Raw genomic sequence first — 14,440 nt, forward strand, 5'->3', positions numbered from 1 at the left:
ACGTGACCGCACCGCCCTCCGACGCGCCCGACCAGCACGTCCCCGCACCGCCTCCAGCACGCCGCGGGCCCTTCCACCCCGGTGACCGGGTGCAGTTGACCGACCCGAAGGGGCGCATGCACACCGTCACCCTCGAGCCCGGCAAGGAGTTCCACACCCACCGCGGCATCCTTCACCACGACGCCCTGATCGGCCAGCCCGACGGCAGCGTCGTCAGTACCGCCGGCGGCGGTACGGCCTTCCTGGCCCTGCGTCCGCTGCTCGCCGACTACGTCTTGTCGATGCCCCGCGGTGCCCAGGTGATCTACCCGAAGGACTCGGCCCAGATCGTGGCGATGGGCGATGTCTTCCCCGGCGCGCGGGTCCTGGAGGCGGGGGCCGGTTCCGGCGCGCTGAGCTGCTCCCTACTGCGTGCCGTCGGCCCCACCGGGGAGCTGCACTCGTGGGAGGTGCGCGACGACTTTGCGCAGATCGCCCGACGCAACGTCGAGGCCTTCTTCGGCGGCCCGCACCCGGCCTGGCGACTGCGGGTCGGGGACGTGGCGGCGAACCAGGAGACCGGGTTCGACCGGATCATCCTGGACATGCTCACGCCCTGGGAGAAGCTCGACATGGTCGAGCGGGCCCTGGTACCCGGTGGGGTGTTGATTGGCTACGTCGCCACCACCCCGCAGCTTTCCGAGCTGGTGGAGGCGCTGCGGGAACGGGGTGGCTGGACGGAGCCGCGGGCCTGGGAGTCACTGGTCCGGGACTGGCACGCGGAGGGGTTGGCCGTACGGCCCGACCACCGCATGATCGCACACACCGCGTTCCTGGTGTCCGCGCGTAAGCTCGCCCCGGGCGTTACTGCTCCGCCCCGTCGTCGTAAGCCCAGCAAGGGTATGGAGGCATACGCGCAGCGCCGGGCGGCGCTGCGCGAGGCGGCAGCCGCCCAGGCCGGCTCGGCGGAGGAGGGATGACGGTCATGACGGTCGGGCAGGACAGCGGGGAATGACGCGACAGCGGCCGACCGGCGTGGGCCGGTGGTGCGGGGAGGCGGAATGAAACGGCCGGGCTTGGGCGGCGGAGAGGTGCCAGCGGTGTTTCCGGACTGGTCGCCGTATCGGGACCTCGAGTCCGCGTCGCGCGCCTACCTGCGCGACCCGGATGTGGCCCTGGAGGCGCTCGGCGGTGTGCTTCGCGGTGCCTCCGTGCTCGGCTTCACCCTGGAGCGGTTCGTCAACGAGGTTAACGGAGTCTGGCAGGAGGTCGTCATCTGTGACGGCAGCCGCCTGATCCTCTGGCACGGCGAGGACATTCCGCCTGAAGAGGGCCCACCTGGCTCGATGACCTCCTCGCTACGGGTGGTTCCGGTCTCCTCGGTCACCGAGGTGGGCTGTCGGCGGCGGCTCACCCGTGCCGACGACGGCACCGTGCGGGTGGACGGCATTGATGTCTACCTGCTGTTGAGGTCACTGGACGAGGCGCCGTCGGGCGAGGAGGGGGCCGGTTCCCCCCGCCACGACGCGTTGCGCTTCGGCAAGACTCTCGACGATGGTGGTGCCGGGCAGATCGTTCGCCTTGAGGAGTTCGCCCGGCTGGTCGCCTCGGCCGTCGGTCGGCCGCTGCGTTGAGCTCGACCGCCCGCGTTCGGCGGTGAAACTGCTCGGGTGCGGCAGCGCCGCACCCGGCTTCGGCGGTCAGTCCTCGGCTTCCGGGCCGGCGACTGGCGTGCCGTCGCCGCCGCGGACCACGTGGATGCACTCGCCCGGGCACTCCTTCGCCGAGTCGATCACCTCAAGGCGGAGGTGTTCCGGCACGTCCACCCGGCCGCCCGGGGCCTGGACCAGCTCACCGTCCGGCCCTTTCACGTAGGCGAGTCCGTCGATGTCGAACTCGAAGACCTCCGGCGCGTACTGGACGCAGAGCCCATCGCCCGTGCACAGGTCCTGGTCCACCCAGACCTGCAGCTGGTCCGTCGCGACCTCGATCACCGTTCCCCCAGGTTCGTCCGTCGTACGCCTTGACGGTACCCGAACCGTCGGAGGGATTCCCGAGCCCACCCGCGGCGATCAAGGTTCGGTGACGAGGGTGTTGCATGGGACCGAATCGGCCTCATAGCGGTTAGTGTTAGGGCAGAACGTTCAAGCCCCCCGGGGAGGTGGGACGTGGCACGCAGCGACGACGCGGACTCGCGCGCCGCACGGTGGGAGAAGGAGGCCCACGATCTCTCCACGCAGGTCGCGTTCCTGCAAGAGGAACTCGCCCTGGTGCGGCGCAAGTTGACCGAAAGCCCCCGACAGGTCCGGCAGCTCGAGGAGCGGCTGGCGGCCGCCCAGGCCCAGTTGGCGCGGCTGACCGAGAACAACGAGCGGCTCGTGAGCACTCTCAAGGAGGCGCGAGCGCAGATCGTGACGCTCAAGGAGGAGATCGACCGACTCGCCCAGCCACCGAGCGGATACGGGGTCTTCCTGGCGCGACACGACGATGGCACGGTGGATGTGTTCACCGGTGGCCGGAAGCTCCGGGTGGCCGTCTCGCCGTCCCTGGAGGTCGCCGATCTGCGTCGTGGGCAGGAGGTCCTGCTCAACGACGCGCTCAACATCGTTGACGCGTTCGGTTACGAGCGGGCCGGTGAGGTTGTCATGCTCAAGGAGGTGCTCGCCGGGCCGGACGGTGCTCCCGGCGACCGTGCCCTCGTGGTCTCCCACTCGGACGAGGAGCGCGTCGTACACCTCGCGGAGACGTTGATCGACGCCCCGATTCGGGCGGGCGACTCCCTCATGATCGAGCCCCGCTCGGCGTACGCCTACGAGCGGATTCCGAAGAGTGAGGTCGAGGAGCTGGTCCTGGAGGAGGTGCCGGATGTCGACTACACCGACATCGGTGGTCTCCACGCGCAGATCGAGCAGATTCGGGACGCGGTGGAGTTGCCGTTCCTGCACGCCGACCTGTTCCGGGAGCACCAGCTCCGGCCACCGAAGGGCATCCTGCTCTACGGGCCGCCGGGCTGTGGCAAGACCCTGATCGCCAAGGCGGTGGCGAACTCGCTGGCAAAGAAGATCGCCGAGCGGCGTGGCGAGGAGAAGCACACCAGCTACTTCCTCAACATCAAGGGTCCGGAGCTGCTCAACAAGTACGTCGGCGAGACGGAGCGGCACATCCGGCTGGTCTTCCAGCGGGCCCGGGAGAAGGCCGGTGAGGGCACTCCGGTCATCGTGTTCTTTGACGAGATGGACTCCGTGTTCCGCACCCGGGGCTCCGGTGTCTCGTCGGATGTGGAGAACACCATCGTCCCGCAGCTGCTCAGCGAGATCGACGGTGTGGAAGGCCTGGAGAACGTCATCGTCATCGGCGCCTCCAACCGGGAGGACATGATCGATCCGGCGATCCTGCGGCCGGGTCGGCTCGATGTCAAGATCAAGATCGAGCGACCGGATGCCGAGGCGGCGAAGGACATCTTCTCCAAGTACATCCTCCCCGGCCTGCCCCTGCATCCGGATGACCTGGCCGAGCACGACAGCGATCCGCAGGCCACCGTGGCGGCGATGATCGACGCGGTCGTCCTGCGGATGTACTCGGAGACCGAGGAGAACCGCTTCCTCGAGGTCACCTATGCCAACGGCGACAAAGATGTCCTCTACTTCAAGGACTTCAACTCCGGTGCGATGATCCAGAACATCGTGGACCGGGGTAAGAAGATGGCGATCAAGGAGTTCCTCACCTCCGCCCGGAAGGGCATGCGGCTGCAACACCTCCTCGACGCCTGCGTCGACGAGTTCCGGGAGAACGAGGACCTGCCCAACACAACCAACCCCGATGACTGGGCGCGCATCTCCGGAAAGAAGGGCGAGCGGATCGTCTACATCCGTACGCTCGTCTCCGGCGGCAAGGGCGCCGATGCGGGCCGATCCATCGAGACCGCCAGTAACACCGGCCAGTATCTCTGACAACGGTCGATTCGGGCCCGGGTCGTGGTAGGACCCGGGCCCGTAGCCTTCGCTGCGTAATTGCTCCGCACCGCCGTGTCACGATCGGGTGTGGTGCCGACTACGCTCGACGAAGGGATCGGTCGGGGCGAGCGAAGCGGGTAGGTTGATGAGCGTTAGACGGATCATGGGTACCGAGGTCGAGTACGGCATCTCCGTGCCCAGTCAGGCCGGGGCTAATCCGATGGTCACCTCTTCGCAGGTGGTCAACGCCTACGGGGCGCGTCCCGAGCTCAACCGCGGGGGGCGGGCTCGCTGGGACTACGAGGAGGAGTCGCCGCTGCGCGACGCCCGTGGCTTCACCTATTCCGGCGCCGCCTACGACCCGGCGGAGGCCCTCGCTGACGAGGATCTCGGCCTGGCCAACGTGATTCTCACCAACGGAGCCCGGCTCTATGTGGACCATGCCCATCCGGAGTACTCCACACCCGAGGTGACCACCCCAAGGGACCTGGTGCGCTGGGACAAAGCTGGGGAGCAGGTGATGGCCGAGGCGGCCCGACGTGCCGCCACCATCCCCGGTAGCCATCCCATTCACCTATACAAGAACAACACCGACAACAAGGGTGCCAGTTACGGGGCCCACGAGAACTACCTGATGCGGCGGCAGACCCCGTTCGCCGACATCGTCACGTATCTGACTCCGTTCTTTGTCACCCGGCAGATCGTCGCGGGGGCCGGGCGGGTCGGCCTCGGCCAGGACGGCGGGCAGAGCGGCTTCCAGATCTCCCAGCGCGCCGACTTCTTCGAGGTCGAGGTGGGGCTGGAGACCACGCTCAAGCGGCCCATCATCAACACTCGCGACGAGCCGCACGCCGACGCCGACAAGTACCGCCGGCTGCACGTCATCATCGGCGACGCCAACCTGTCGGAGATCTCGACGTATCTCAAGGTCGGCACGACCGCCCTGATCCTCACCATGATCGAAGAGAAGGCGCTCGTCCCTGACCTCGGCATCGCGGACCCGGTCAGCGAGCTCCGCGCGGTCAGCCACGACCCGACCCTCAGCCATCTCATGCGCCTGCGGGACGGGCGGCGGCTCACCGCGCTGGATGTGCAGTGGGCCTACTACGAGCGGGTGCGCTCCTTCGTGGACGACCGGTACGGCAGCGACGTTGACGAGCAGACCGCCGACGTGCTGGACCGTTGGGAGAGCGTGCTGGACCGGTTGGGTCGGGACGCGTTTCTCTGCGCTGACGAACTCGACTGGGTGGCGAAGTTGCGGTTGCTGGAGGGCTACCGGGAGCGGGAGAAGCTCGGCTGGGGGTCATCCAAGCTGCAACTGGTCGACCTGCAGTACTCCGATGTCCGCCCGGAGAAGGGGCTCTACCACCGGTTGGTGTCGCGGGGCGCGATGAGGACGCTGCTACCGGCGGAGGCGGCTCAGGTCGCGATGACCGAGCCTCCGGAGGACACCCGGGCCTACTTCCGGGGTCGATGCCTCGCCCAGTTCGCCTCCGAGGTGGTTGCGGCGAGCTGGGATTCGGTCATCTTCGACGTGGGTCGGGAGTCGCTGGTGCGGGTGCCGATGATGGAGCCGGAGCGCGGCACCCGGACGCACGTCGGTGCGCTCTTCGACCGCTGCGAGAGCGCCAAGGACCTGCTGGAGACGCTGACCGGTGGTTGAGTCGTCCGACGTGGTGGACCGGGTGCCAGGTGACTGGCGGGCGACGGCCATTTCGTCGCCCGCGCGAGGTAAGTTCGTCGCAGACGATCGTGGAGGAGGCAGCCATGGCGACCCGTGATAGCGGTGGGCAGTCGCAGACCGGCCGGTCCCAGCAGGGCGAGGAGATCGAGGACGTCACGACGGAGGCGAGCGCGGAGGCGGCCGAGCGACACGCCGAGATCACCGAGGACGTGGACGACCTGCTTGATGAGATCGACTCAGTTCTTGAGGAGAACGCCGAGGAGTTCGTCCGGGGCTACGTGCAGAAGGGTGGCGAATAGCAGGCGGGGCGAATTTGCCACACCTGGACACGATCACCGCCCCGGAGGGGTGCGGGATACCCTGGCTTCAACCGCAACGGTGGTCCTGGCTGGTCCCGGAGAAGTCCGGGCAGACCGACCAGGACGATCACGGACCTGAGAGGAACCACGTGGCAGCGGCTTTCGACCCATCCGGGCGTTTTCCGGATCTGTTCACCAGCGTGGGGACATCCTCCTTCTCCGCGTTCCTGAGCAAGGCGGCTCCGGAGTTGCTGCCCGGACGACGGCCACTGCCGCCCGGGATGGCCACGGGCCTGACGCCGCACGCCACCACCATCGTCGCCATCGCCACCGCCGGTGGGGTCGTGCTGGCGGGCGATCGCCGCGCCACCATGGGCAACCTGATCGCCCAGCGGGACGTCGAGAAGGTGCACCCGGCGGACGCCTACTCCCTGGTGGGCATGGCGGGTGCCGCCGGAATCGGGATCGAGCTGACCCGACTCTTCCAGGTCGAGCTGGAGCACTACGAGAAGACCGAGGGCGCGATGCTCTCGCTCGACGGTAAGGCCAACCGGTTGGCCGCGATGGTCCGGGGCAATCTCGGCGCGGCGATGCAGGGGCTCGCGGTTGTTCCGCTCTTCGCTGGGTTCGACCTGGCCGCGACGGACCCGGCGAAGGCCGGTCGGATCTTCAGCTTCGACGTGACCGGCGGTCCCTACGAGGAGACCGGTTACGACGCGGTCGGCTCCGGTTCCGTGTTCGCCAAGTCGGCGCTGAAGAAGCGGTTCCGGCTTGGGCTCTCCGTTGACGACGCGGTGCGCCTGGCCGTGGAGGCCCTGTACGACGCGGCCGACGACGACACCGCGACCGGCGGGCCGGACCTGACCCGGCGGATCTACCCGGTGGTGATGTCTGCCACGGCGGAGGGCACGCACCGACTCACCGAGGCGGAGACGGCGGCGATCGCCGAAAGTGTGGTCGCCGGCCGGATGGAGAATCCGGGCGGCTGAGCCCCCACCCGACCCAGTGACCAGCACAGCGCCGTAAGGAGAACTTCTGTCGTGGCCATGCAGTTCTACGCCTCCCCCGAGCAGATCATGCGCGACCGCTCCGAGCTGGCCCGCAAGGGCATCGCCCGAGGGCGCAGCGCGGTGGTCCTGAGTTACGCCGGCGGGGTGCTCTTCGTCGCGGAGAACCTCTCCAGCGCCCTGCACAAGGTCGGTGAGATCTACGATCGGATCGGCTTCGCCGCCGTGGGCCGATACAACGAGTTCGAGAACCTGCGGCGTGCGGGTGTGCGGATGGCCGACCTGAACGGTCTGAGCTACGACCGGCGGGACGTGACCGGGCGGGCGCTCGCCAACTCGTTCGCGCAGACACTCGGAGCGATCTTCACCGAGCAGTCCAAGCCGTTCGAGGTGGAGATCTGTGTCGCCCAGGTCGGTGTAACGGCGGAGGACGACGAACTGTACCGGTTGACCTACGACGGGTCGGTCAACGATGAGCCCGGCCGAATGGCGATGGGCGGTCAGGCCGAGGCGATCGCTGGAGCGCTGAAGTCGAACCACCGTTCGGACATGTCGCTGGGCGACGCGGTCAAGGTGGCGGTGCGGGCGTTGGGCAGCGTCGGCGGTGAGGGCGGGGCTGCTCGCACGATCGCGGCGGACCAGCTGGAGGTGGCCATCCTGGACCGCCACCGGGACGGGCGGACGTTCCGGCGGGTTACCGGTGCGGCGTTGACCGCCTTGCTCGACGATGGGGCCGCGGCAGCGTCGACGGATGCCCCGGCTGCTGCGGCAGACTCGGCCGATGTGGAGGAACGCCCCGATTCCGAGGCCCCCTAGGGCCACTGACTTCGGCCGCTCACGCCTTGATCAGCGGCTCCCACCAGGCCCGGTTCTCCCGGTACCAGTCGACAGTGGCGGCTAGACCCTGCTCGAAGTCGACGGTGGGCTTCCAGCCGAGTTCGCGCTGGGTCTCCGTGGTGTCGAGGGCGTACCGGCGGTCGTGTCCCTTGCGGTCCGTCACCGGCGTTACCCGGTCCCAACCGGCGTCGAACTCGGCGAGGAGTGAGCCGGTCAACTCTCGGTTGGTCCGGGCGGTGTCGCTGCCGAGGTGGTAGATCGCCCCAGCGCGGCCGTCCCGGTGCGCGAGTGCTATCCCCTGGCAGTGGTCGTCCACGTGCAGCCAGTTTCGGATGTCGCCGCCGTCGCCGTACAGCGGCAGGGTGTGCCCATCGATAAGGTTGGTGACGAAGCGGGGGATGAGCTTCTCGGGGTGCTGGTACGGGCCGTAGGTGTTGGCGCCCCGGGTGATGACCACGTCGAGTCCGTGGGTGCGGTGGTAGGCCAGGGCGAGCAGGTCGGCGGCGGCCTTGCTGGCCGAGTACGGGGAGCTGGGATCCAGCGGCGCGGAGGGGGGCCACGAGCCCTGGGCGATGGAGCCATAAACCTCGTCGGTGGAGACGTGGAGGAACCGCCCGGTGCGGTGCCGCAGCGCGGCGTCGAGCAGAACGCCGGTACCGCCCACGTTGGTGCTGACGAACGGAGCGGCGCTGGCGATGGAACGGTCCACGTGGGACTCGGCGGCGAGGTGGACGATAGCGTCGTGTCCGGCGACGGCGGCGTCCACCAGCTCCACGTCGCGTACGTCGCCGCGGACGACGCGCAGGCGGGGGTCGTCGCGGACCGGGCCGAGACTTCCTTCGGTGCCGGCGTACGTGAACGAGTCGAGCACGGTAACCCGCTCCGGCCGTAGGACCGAATCGGTGCTGTGGAGCAGCCGGCGCACAAGTGCCGAGCCGATGAAGCCGGCCCCGCCGGTGACGAGGATTCTCACGGTCTGCACCGTACCGCGGGGCAGGGGCAGCATGGGCCGCAGTTGGCGCGGGCCGTCTGGGACGGGTGTGGTGAGCACTGCCCAGATGTCGCCGTCTGCGGCTAGTGTCTCATCATGGAGCGGCGAATCTTCGGCCTCGAGACCGAGTACGGCGTCACCTGCACCTACCGCGGGCAGCGCCGGTTGTCCCCCGACGAGGTCGCGCGGTACCTGTTCCGCCGCGTGGTGTCGTGGGGCCGGTCGAGCAATGTCTTCCTGCGCAACGGCGCCCGGCTGTACCTGGATGTCGGCTCGCACCCGGAGTACGCGACGCCGGAGTGCGACTCGGTGGCGGACCTCGTGGCGCACGACCGCGCCGGCGAGCGGATCCTGGAGGGTCTGCTCGTTGATGCGGAGAAGCGGCTGCACGACGAGGGCATCGCGGGCGAGATCTACCTGTTCAAGAACAACACGGATTCGGCCGGGAACTCGTACGGTTGCCACGAGAACTACCTCGTCTCCCGGCACGGCGAGTTCGGCCGGCTGGCAGATGTGTTGATTCCGTTCCTGGTCACCCGTCAGTTGATCTGTGGTGCGGGGAAGGTCCTCCAGACACCGCGCGGCGCCGTCTACTGCCTGTCGCAGCGGGCCGAGCACATCTGGGAGGGGGTGTCGTCGGCGACCACCCGGAGCCGGCCGATCATCAACACCCGGGACGAGCCGCATGCGGACGCTGAGCGGTACCGCCGGCTGCACGTGATCGTCGGCGACTCGAACATGAACGAGGTCACCACGCTGCTGAAGGTGGGCGCGGCGGACATTGTGCTCCGGATGATCGAGTCCGGGGTGGTGATGCGGGACCTGACGCTGGAGAACCCGATTCGCGCGATCCGCGAGGTGTCGCACGACATCACCGGTCGGAGGAAGGTGCGACTGGCCTCCGGAAAGGAGATCAGCGCGCTTGAGATCCAGCAGGAGTATCTGGCGAAGGCCACGGAGTTCGTCGAGCGGCGCGGCGGCGATCAGACGGCGAAGCGGGTGGTGGAGCTCTGGGGCCGGGTTCTTTCGGCGGTGGAGACCGGTGATCTGGAGCCGGTGGCCCGGGAGATCGACTGGGTGACCAAGCTGCGATTGATCGAACGTTATCAACGCAAGCATGATCTGCCGTTGTCGCATCCGCGGGTGGCACAGATGGATCTGGCCTACCACGACCTTCGTCGGGGCCGGGGCCTGTACGGCTTGTTGGAGCGGCGGGGCCAGGTGGACCGGGCGGCAACCGACCCGGAGATCTTCGAGGCGAAGGAGACACCGCCGCAGACCACTCGGGCGCGACTCCGGGGGGAGTTCATCCGGCATGCCCAGGAGAAGCGGCGGGACTTCACCGTCGACTGGGTGCACCTGAAGCTCAACGATCAGGCGCAGCGCACGGTGTTGTGCAAGGACCCTTTCCGGGCGTACGACGAGCGGGTGGAACGGCTGATTGCCAGTATGTGAGCTCGACGGGCGCGGCTGCGCCGGCTCCGCGGCCGCCGGGTAGGCTGGCCGCGCCATGATGTCTAGTCAACCGGGCGGCTCCGAGAAACAGAGCTGGGCCGAACGCCGCCGCCAGAAGATTCGTGCCGAGATCGAGCGAAACCGCCGCGGCGAGTACACCGTGCCCACCTGGGTGCTGGCACTCGCCCTGGCCGCGATCGTGCTGGCCTGGGTCGTACTGGTGATCCTGGCCTGAGCGGCGGTCAGCCGGCGAGCGCCACGGCGTGCCGTCCCGCCGCCGCGGCGGCGAGGAAGTAGGCGTGGTCGGCATCCAGACCGCGACCCATCGTCGACAGCGGTACCGGGCTGGCCCGCAGTGCGGCGTCGAGGCCGGCGACCGGCACCCGGAGCACCTGGTGCCGGGCGGTGAGCGGGGCCAGAGCCGTCGCGACGGCGGTGGCCAGCGCCGGGTCGAGTTCGTCGGGCACGACCAACTCCGCGGGGGCCAGGGCCACCCGGCCGTACGCGGTCAGGCTGTGGTGGGAGACGCCGTGATGTCGGGGTCGGGGGTCCGCGGCGGAGATGCGCAGGGAACCGACCGGCCGGCCACCCAACGCGGCGACCGCGTTGACCGCCTCGCCGACCGCGACCCCGGAGAAACCCCAGCGGGTGCCGGTGCCCAGGTTGCCGGGACCCTGGGCGACGACAGCCAGGTCGGCGTGGAGCACATGCCGCGCGGCGAGTAGGCCCGAGTGCAGGGTGCTCGCCTCCAGGTCGCCGCCGAACGCCTGCCCCACGCTGATGGTGCCGGCGAGGTGGCCCTCGAGCCCGGCGAGGGTGCGGGAGAACCAGGCCGGCAGCGCGCCCCCATCGGTGAGTAGGTACGCCACCCGCGCATCCGGCGCATCAGCGCGAATCCCGGCCAGTACCGCCGGGAGGGCGGAGTGCAGGTCGGCGGTGACCACGGGCAGGCCGCCCAGGTCGTCGGCGTCGGCCAGGGCCGCTCGGTGTGGGGACGCCTCCTCGTCGACGCCGAGCAGGATCGGCTGCAACGGGGTGTAGCGGGCTTTGACCAGGTGACCCGCGGCGCGACTGTCAGCCGGGGCGGGCGGATCGGGTGGCAGTCGGTCCGGCAGGGCCACGACCAGGGCGTAGCCGCCGGTGCCGAGGCCCATCAACAGGGCGCCGGCGTTGAGCAACACCCGGTCGCCGACGCGCGGTCGACCGACCAACTCGGGGTAGGCGAGCGCGCGCATCATCGAGTCGTCGGCGAGGGTGACGGCCAACTCGACCGCGCCGCCCCATTGCCGCCGGACCGCCGTTACCGTTCCCGACCGCCATCGCACCATGCGCGCGACGCTAGCGGTCGAACCGGGTGGGTCCGGCATCCGGGGGTGTCACGGGGCGACGCCCGGGGTCGGCCCGGTCACGTTGGCAGACCGGGGCGAGACGCGCGGCGTGATGGTACATATGTTCGCCGGGGTTGGCTGCTAGCGTCGTACTGTGTCGCGGACCCGTACCGAACGCCTGGTCAACCTGGTGATCTGCCTCCTGTCCACGCGACGGTTCCTGACCGCCGTGCAGATCGCCGCGACCGTGCCCGGCTACGAGCATGATCCGCACGATGTGCGGGACCACGAGGCGTTCCAACGCAAGTTCGAGCGGGACAAGGCCGAGCTGCGCGAGCTCGGCGTCCCGCTGGAGACCGGGACGGCCAGCGCCTTCGACTTCGAGCCGGGCTATCGCATCGCCCGCCGGCAGTATGCGCTGCCCGAGATCCCGCTTGAGCCGGCCGAGGCCGCGGCGGTCGGCATCGCCGCCCGGCTGTGGCAGCACGCCGGTCTGGCCGCCGCCGCGTCGTCCGGGTTGGCGAAGCTGCGCGCGGCCGGGGTCGACGTGGACCCACAGGCCACGCTCGGGCTGGAGCCGATGGTGACCGTCGATCCGGCCTTCGCGCCGCTGACCGCCGCGGCCCGGGATCGTCGTGAGGTGGTCTTTGACTACCGGGTCCCGGACCGGGACGAGCCCTCCGGCCGCCGACTGCAGCCGTGGGGGGTGGTCTGCTGGCGGGGCCGGTGGTACGTGGTGGGGCACGACCTGGATCGGGCCGCCGCCCGCTGCTTCCGCCTCTCTCGGGTGGTGGGGGCGGTGCGGACGGTGGGCCCGCCGGGGGCGTACGAGCCACCGGCCGAGGTGGATCTGATCAGCTATGTCGCTCGTTCGTCGGATCCGGTGGAGCGCACCGGCCGCGCCCGGGTGTTCGTCGCGCCCGGCCGGGCTGCTGGGTTGCGCCGGTGGGCGGTGGAGACGACCTCGGATTCCACCGGTGACCAGCTCGTCCTGCCGTACGCGGATCCGGAGGCGCTCGCCGGTCAGCTCGTCGGCTACGGCCCGGACGTGCGGGTGCTCGACCCGCCGGAGGTACGGGAGGCGGTCATCCAGCGGCTCAAGGAGACCGTCGCGCGCCACGACGTCGTTGCCGGGGGTGCCCGGTGACCCGGTCTACCCGGTCCGGGTCCCGTACCTCCGCGGATCGGTTGGCCCGGCTGCTCAACCTGGTGCCCTTCCTACTGGCCCGGCCCGGTATCGAGATCGCCGAGGCAGCGGGTGACCTGGGGGTGACCGAGCGGCAGCTGCGGGAGGACCTGGAGCTGCTCTGGGTGTGTGGGCTGCCGGGCTACGGCCCGGGGGACCTGATCGACATGGCCTTCGACGGTGACCGGGTGACGATCACCTACGACGCCGGCATCGATCGACCGCTGCGGCTGACCCCCGACGAGGCCCTCGCGCTGGTTGTGGCGCTGCGAATGCTGGCGGAGACGCCGGGGGTGGCCAACCGGGAAGCAGTGGAGCGGGCTCTGGTCAAGATCGAAAGTGCCGCGGGTGACCGGTTGGGTGCCCCGGTCGCGGTACGGCTGCCGGCAGACAATCGCCGGGTGGCGGAGCTGCGGGCGGCGGTGGAGAGCGGCCGGGCGCTGCGGATCACCTACTACTCGGTGGCCCGGGACGAGACGATCGAGCGGGTCGTCGACCCCCTGCGAATACTCGTCGTCGGCGGCCGGGCGTACATGGAGGCCTGGTGCCGCCGGGCCGAGGGGATGCGGGTGTTCCGGGTCGACCGGATCGACGCGGTGACCCGGTTGGCCGAGCCGGCGCGGGTGCCGTCGCAGGCGGTGCCGCACGACCTCACCGGCGGTGTGTTCCGGCCCACGGCGGATCTGCCGCTGGTCACCCTGCGAATCGGTCGGAGTGAGCGGTGGATCACCGAGTACTACCCGTGTGAGCGGGTCGAACCAGGCGATGGCGAATGGTTGGTCTCACTCCGGGTCACCGACCTGGGCTGGGCCCGCCGCTTCGTGTTGGGCCTGGGTCCGGAGGTCACCGTGGTGGCGCCGGCGGAGCTGGCCACACAGGTGCATGCCGCGGCGACCGCTGCCCTCGAGGCGTACGCGATGCCGCCGCCGAGCGCGGCGGCCGACCCGGCGGCATCGACGAGCAGCCGGTAGGCTGAGCGCCGTGGTGGTGTGGATCGTGGTCGCGCTGGTGGTGCTCCCGTTGGTGCTGCTCGGGCTGGCCGGGCGGCCGGTGGTGATCCGGCTGCGCCGGCTGCGGCGTGCGGCGGCGGCCTTGCAGCGACACGCGGGTGAGGCCACTGCGCTCCAGACGACCGCGGCGGCGCTGCAGGCGCGGGCCGAAGAACTGCAGGAACAGTTGGCGACCACCCAGCAGCAGGTCGCAGCGGTCCGGTTCCGCCGGGGTGGGTGACCACCACCGCCGCCCACGGTCCTGTGTCATGTCGCGGGGGCGGAGCGGTTTGTCCGGGACATCGGGGGTTGGCCTAGATTTCACCCAGCCGGAACGGTCCCGTAGCGCCCAGCGGGTGGCAACGCCGCGGGACGCACGTACGATGGCTGCGACACCACCTGCCCGACACAGAGAGACCGGAGCTTCCCATGGGTGCCCTCAGGCCATGGCACATCGCCGTACTCGTGGTCGTGCTGATCCTGCTCTTCGGCGCGAAGCGGCTCCCCGATGCGGCCCGCTCGCTGGGCCGTTCGCTGCGGATCATCAAGGCCGAGACGAAGAGCCTGCACGACGACGACCGTGACCTGGCCGAGAAGGCCGATGCCCAGGCGGGCTACCAGCCGATGCCACCGCAGGTCCAGCAGGGGCAGCACCCCCAGCAGTCACCCTACCCGGCCCCGCCGCAGCAGCAGCCGGTCGTTGACCCGGTGCAGCGCACCCGCGACAGCTGA

The 14,440-nt window shown here is 69.7% G+C and carries 16 protein-coding genes; 13 read left to right on the forward strand and 3 right to left on the reverse strand.

Annotated elements, in window-relative coordinates; all coding sequences use genetic code 11:
* Positions 1 to 2: 2 nt before the first annotated feature.
* On the forward strand, positions 3 to 959 hold the full coding sequence (locus tag STROP_RS11255) for a tRNA (adenine-N1)-methyltransferase (protein ID WP_011906118.1): 957 nt from the start codon (positions 3 to 5) through the stop codon (positions 957 to 959).
* A gap of 81 nt (positions 960 to 1,040) precedes the next feature.
* Positions 1,041 to 1,613, forward strand: a complete 573-nt coding sequence (locus tag STROP_RS11260; protein ID WP_011906119.1) for a hypothetical protein — start codon at positions 1,041 to 1,043, stop codon at positions 1,611 to 1,613.
* Positions 1,614 to 1,679: 66 nt separating this feature from the next.
* Here STROP_RS11260 and STROP_RS11265 read toward each other — a convergent pair whose 3' ends face one another.
* Positions 1,680 to 1,973, reverse strand: coding sequence for a ferredoxin (locus STROP_RS11265; RefSeq protein ID WP_011906120.1), 294 nt, complete (start codon positions 1,971 to 1,973; stop codon positions 1,680 to 1,682).
* Positions 1,974 to 2,147: 174 nt separating this feature from the next.
* Between STROP_RS11265 and arc the strand changes: the two genes are divergently transcribed.
* The 5 genes from arc to prcA all read left to right on the forward strand — a co-directional run bounded on the left by arc (position 2,148) and on the right by prcA (position 7,738).
* Complete coding sequence (arc, locus tag STROP_RS11270; RefSeq protein ID WP_011906121.1) at positions 2,148 to 3,929, forward strand: proteasome ATPase; 1,782 nt, start codon at positions 2,148 to 2,150, stop codon at positions 3,927 to 3,929.
* A 148-nt stretch (positions 3,930 to 4,077) separates the two neighbouring features.
* Positions 4,078 to 5,595: a depupylase/deamidase Dop gene (gene dop, locus STROP_RS11275; protein ID WP_011906122.1), complete on the forward strand. Its 1,518-nt coding sequence runs from the start codon at positions 4,078 to 4,080 to the stop codon at positions 5,593 to 5,595.
* A gap of 104 nt (positions 5,596 to 5,699) precedes the next feature.
* Positions 5,700 to 5,915: a ubiquitin-like protein Pup gene (locus STROP_RS11280; protein ID WP_026274917.1), complete on the forward strand. Its 216-nt coding sequence runs from the start codon at positions 5,700 to 5,702 to the stop codon at positions 5,913 to 5,915.
* 149 nt (positions 5,916 to 6,064) lie between these two features.
* Positions 6,065 to 6,904, forward strand: a complete 840-nt coding sequence (gene prcB / locus STROP_RS11285; RefSeq protein WP_026274918.1) for a proteasome subunit beta — start codon at positions 6,065 to 6,067, stop codon at positions 6,902 to 6,904.
* Between the two features lie 51 nt (positions 6,905 to 6,955).
* Positions 6,956 to 7,738 (forward strand): proteasome subunit alpha, encoded by a 783-nt coding sequence (prcA, locus tag STROP_RS11290; protein ID WP_011906125.1) that lies wholly within the window; start codon positions 6,956 to 6,958, stop codon positions 7,736 to 7,738.
* A 19-nt stretch (positions 7,739 to 7,757) separates the two neighbouring features.
* On the opposite strand, the gene rfbB is transcribed toward prcA, so the two are convergent.
* A complete protein-coding gene (gene rfbB, locus STROP_RS11295) occupies positions 7,758 to 8,732 on the reverse strand; it encodes a dTDP-glucose 4,6-dehydratase (protein ID WP_012013477.1) in 975 nt (324 codons plus the stop codon).
* A 114-nt stretch (positions 8,733 to 8,846) separates the two neighbouring features.
* On the opposite strand from rfbB, the gene pafA reads away from it, so the two are divergent.
* Together pafA and STROP_RS11305 are read left to right on the forward strand one after the other, a co-directional pair.
* Positions 8,847 to 10,205 carry a Pup--protein ligase gene (gene pafA / locus STROP_RS11300; RefSeq protein ID WP_012013478.1) on the forward strand — a complete coding sequence of 453 codons (1,359 nt, stop codon included), beginning with the start codon at positions 8,847 to 8,849 and terminating at the stop codon, positions 10,203 to 10,205.
* A gap of 55 nt (positions 10,206 to 10,260) precedes the next feature.
* Positions 10,261 to 10,440, forward strand: coding sequence for a hypothetical protein (locus STROP_RS11305; RefSeq protein WP_018830131.1), 180 nt, complete (start codon positions 10,261 to 10,263; stop codon positions 10,438 to 10,440).
* 7 nt (positions 10,441 to 10,447) lie between these two features.
* Here the strand turns inward: STROP_RS11305 and STROP_RS11310 are convergent, their stop codons facing one another.
* Entirely contained in the window at positions 10,448 to 11,533 is a 1,086-nt protein-coding gene (locus tag STROP_RS11310; protein ID WP_026274920.1) for a DUF3866 family protein, read from the reverse strand.
* A 154-nt stretch (positions 11,534 to 11,687) separates the two neighbouring features.
* On the opposite strand from STROP_RS11310, the gene STROP_RS11315 reads away from it, so the two are divergent.
* The 4 genes from STROP_RS11315 to tatA all read left to right on the forward strand — a co-directional run bounded on the left by STROP_RS11315 (position 11,688) and on the right by tatA (position 14,440).
* Positions 11,688 to 12,680, forward strand: a complete 993-nt coding sequence (locus STROP_RS11315) for a helix-turn-helix transcriptional regulator (protein ID WP_012013480.1) — start codon at positions 11,688 to 11,690, stop codon at positions 12,678 to 12,680.
* Positions 12,677 to 13,690, forward strand: coding sequence for a helix-turn-helix transcriptional regulator (locus STROP_RS11320; RefSeq protein ID WP_012013481.1), 1,014 nt, complete (start codon positions 12,677 to 12,679; stop codon positions 13,688 to 13,690). Before STROP_RS11315 ends, STROP_RS11320 begins: the two co-directional genes overlap by 4 nt.
* Positions 13,691 to 13,700: 10 nt before the next feature.
* The gene (locus STROP_RS11325) at positions 13,701 to 13,949 is read left to right on the forward strand and encodes a hypothetical protein (protein WP_012013482.1); all 249 of its coding nucleotides are present in this window, start codon (positions 13,701 to 13,703) and stop codon (positions 13,947 to 13,949) included.
* Positions 13,950 to 14,137: 188 nt separating this feature from the next.
* Positions 14,138 to 14,440 carry a Sec-independent protein translocase subunit TatA gene (gene tatA, locus STROP_RS11330; RefSeq protein ID WP_012013483.1) on the forward strand — a complete coding sequence of 101 codons (303 nt, stop codon included), beginning with the start codon at positions 14,138 to 14,140 and terminating at the stop codon, positions 14,438 to 14,440.

This window comes from Salinispora tropica CNB-440 (assembly GCF_000016425.1).
GTDB lineage: Bacteria > Actinomycetota > Actinomycetes > Mycobacteriales > Micromonosporaceae > Micromonospora > Micromonospora tropica.

Excerpts from the sequence above, each read along its gene's own strand:
- tatA (WP_012013483.1), top strand. The coding sequence starts at position 14,138 with ATGGGTGCCCTCAGGCCATGGCACATCGCCGTACTCGTGGTCGTGCTG.
- STROP_RS11280 (WP_026274917.1), top strand. The coding sequence starts at position 5,700 with ATGGCGACCCGTGATAGCGGTGGGCAGTCGCAGACCGGCCGGTCCCAG.
- STROP_RS11260 (WP_011906119.1), top strand. The coding sequence starts at position 1,041 with ATGAAACGGCCGGGCTTGGGCGGCGGAGAGGTGCCAGCGGTGTTTCCG.
- dop (WP_011906122.1), top strand. The coding sequence starts at position 4,078 with ATGAGCGTTAGACGGATCATGGGTACCGAGGTCGAGTACGGCATCTCC.
- STROP_RS11305 (WP_018830131.1), top strand. The coding sequence starts at position 10,261 with ATGATGTCTAGTCAACCGGGCGGCTCCGAGAAACAGAGCTGGGCCGAA.
- STROP_RS11310 (WP_026274920.1), bottom strand. The coding sequence starts at position 11,533 with ATGGTGCGATGGCGGTCGGGAACGGTAACGGCGGTCCGGCGGCAATGG.
- pafA (WP_012013478.1), top strand. The coding sequence starts at position 8,847 with ATGGAGCGGCGAATCTTCGGCCTCGAGACCGAGTACGGCGTCACCTGC.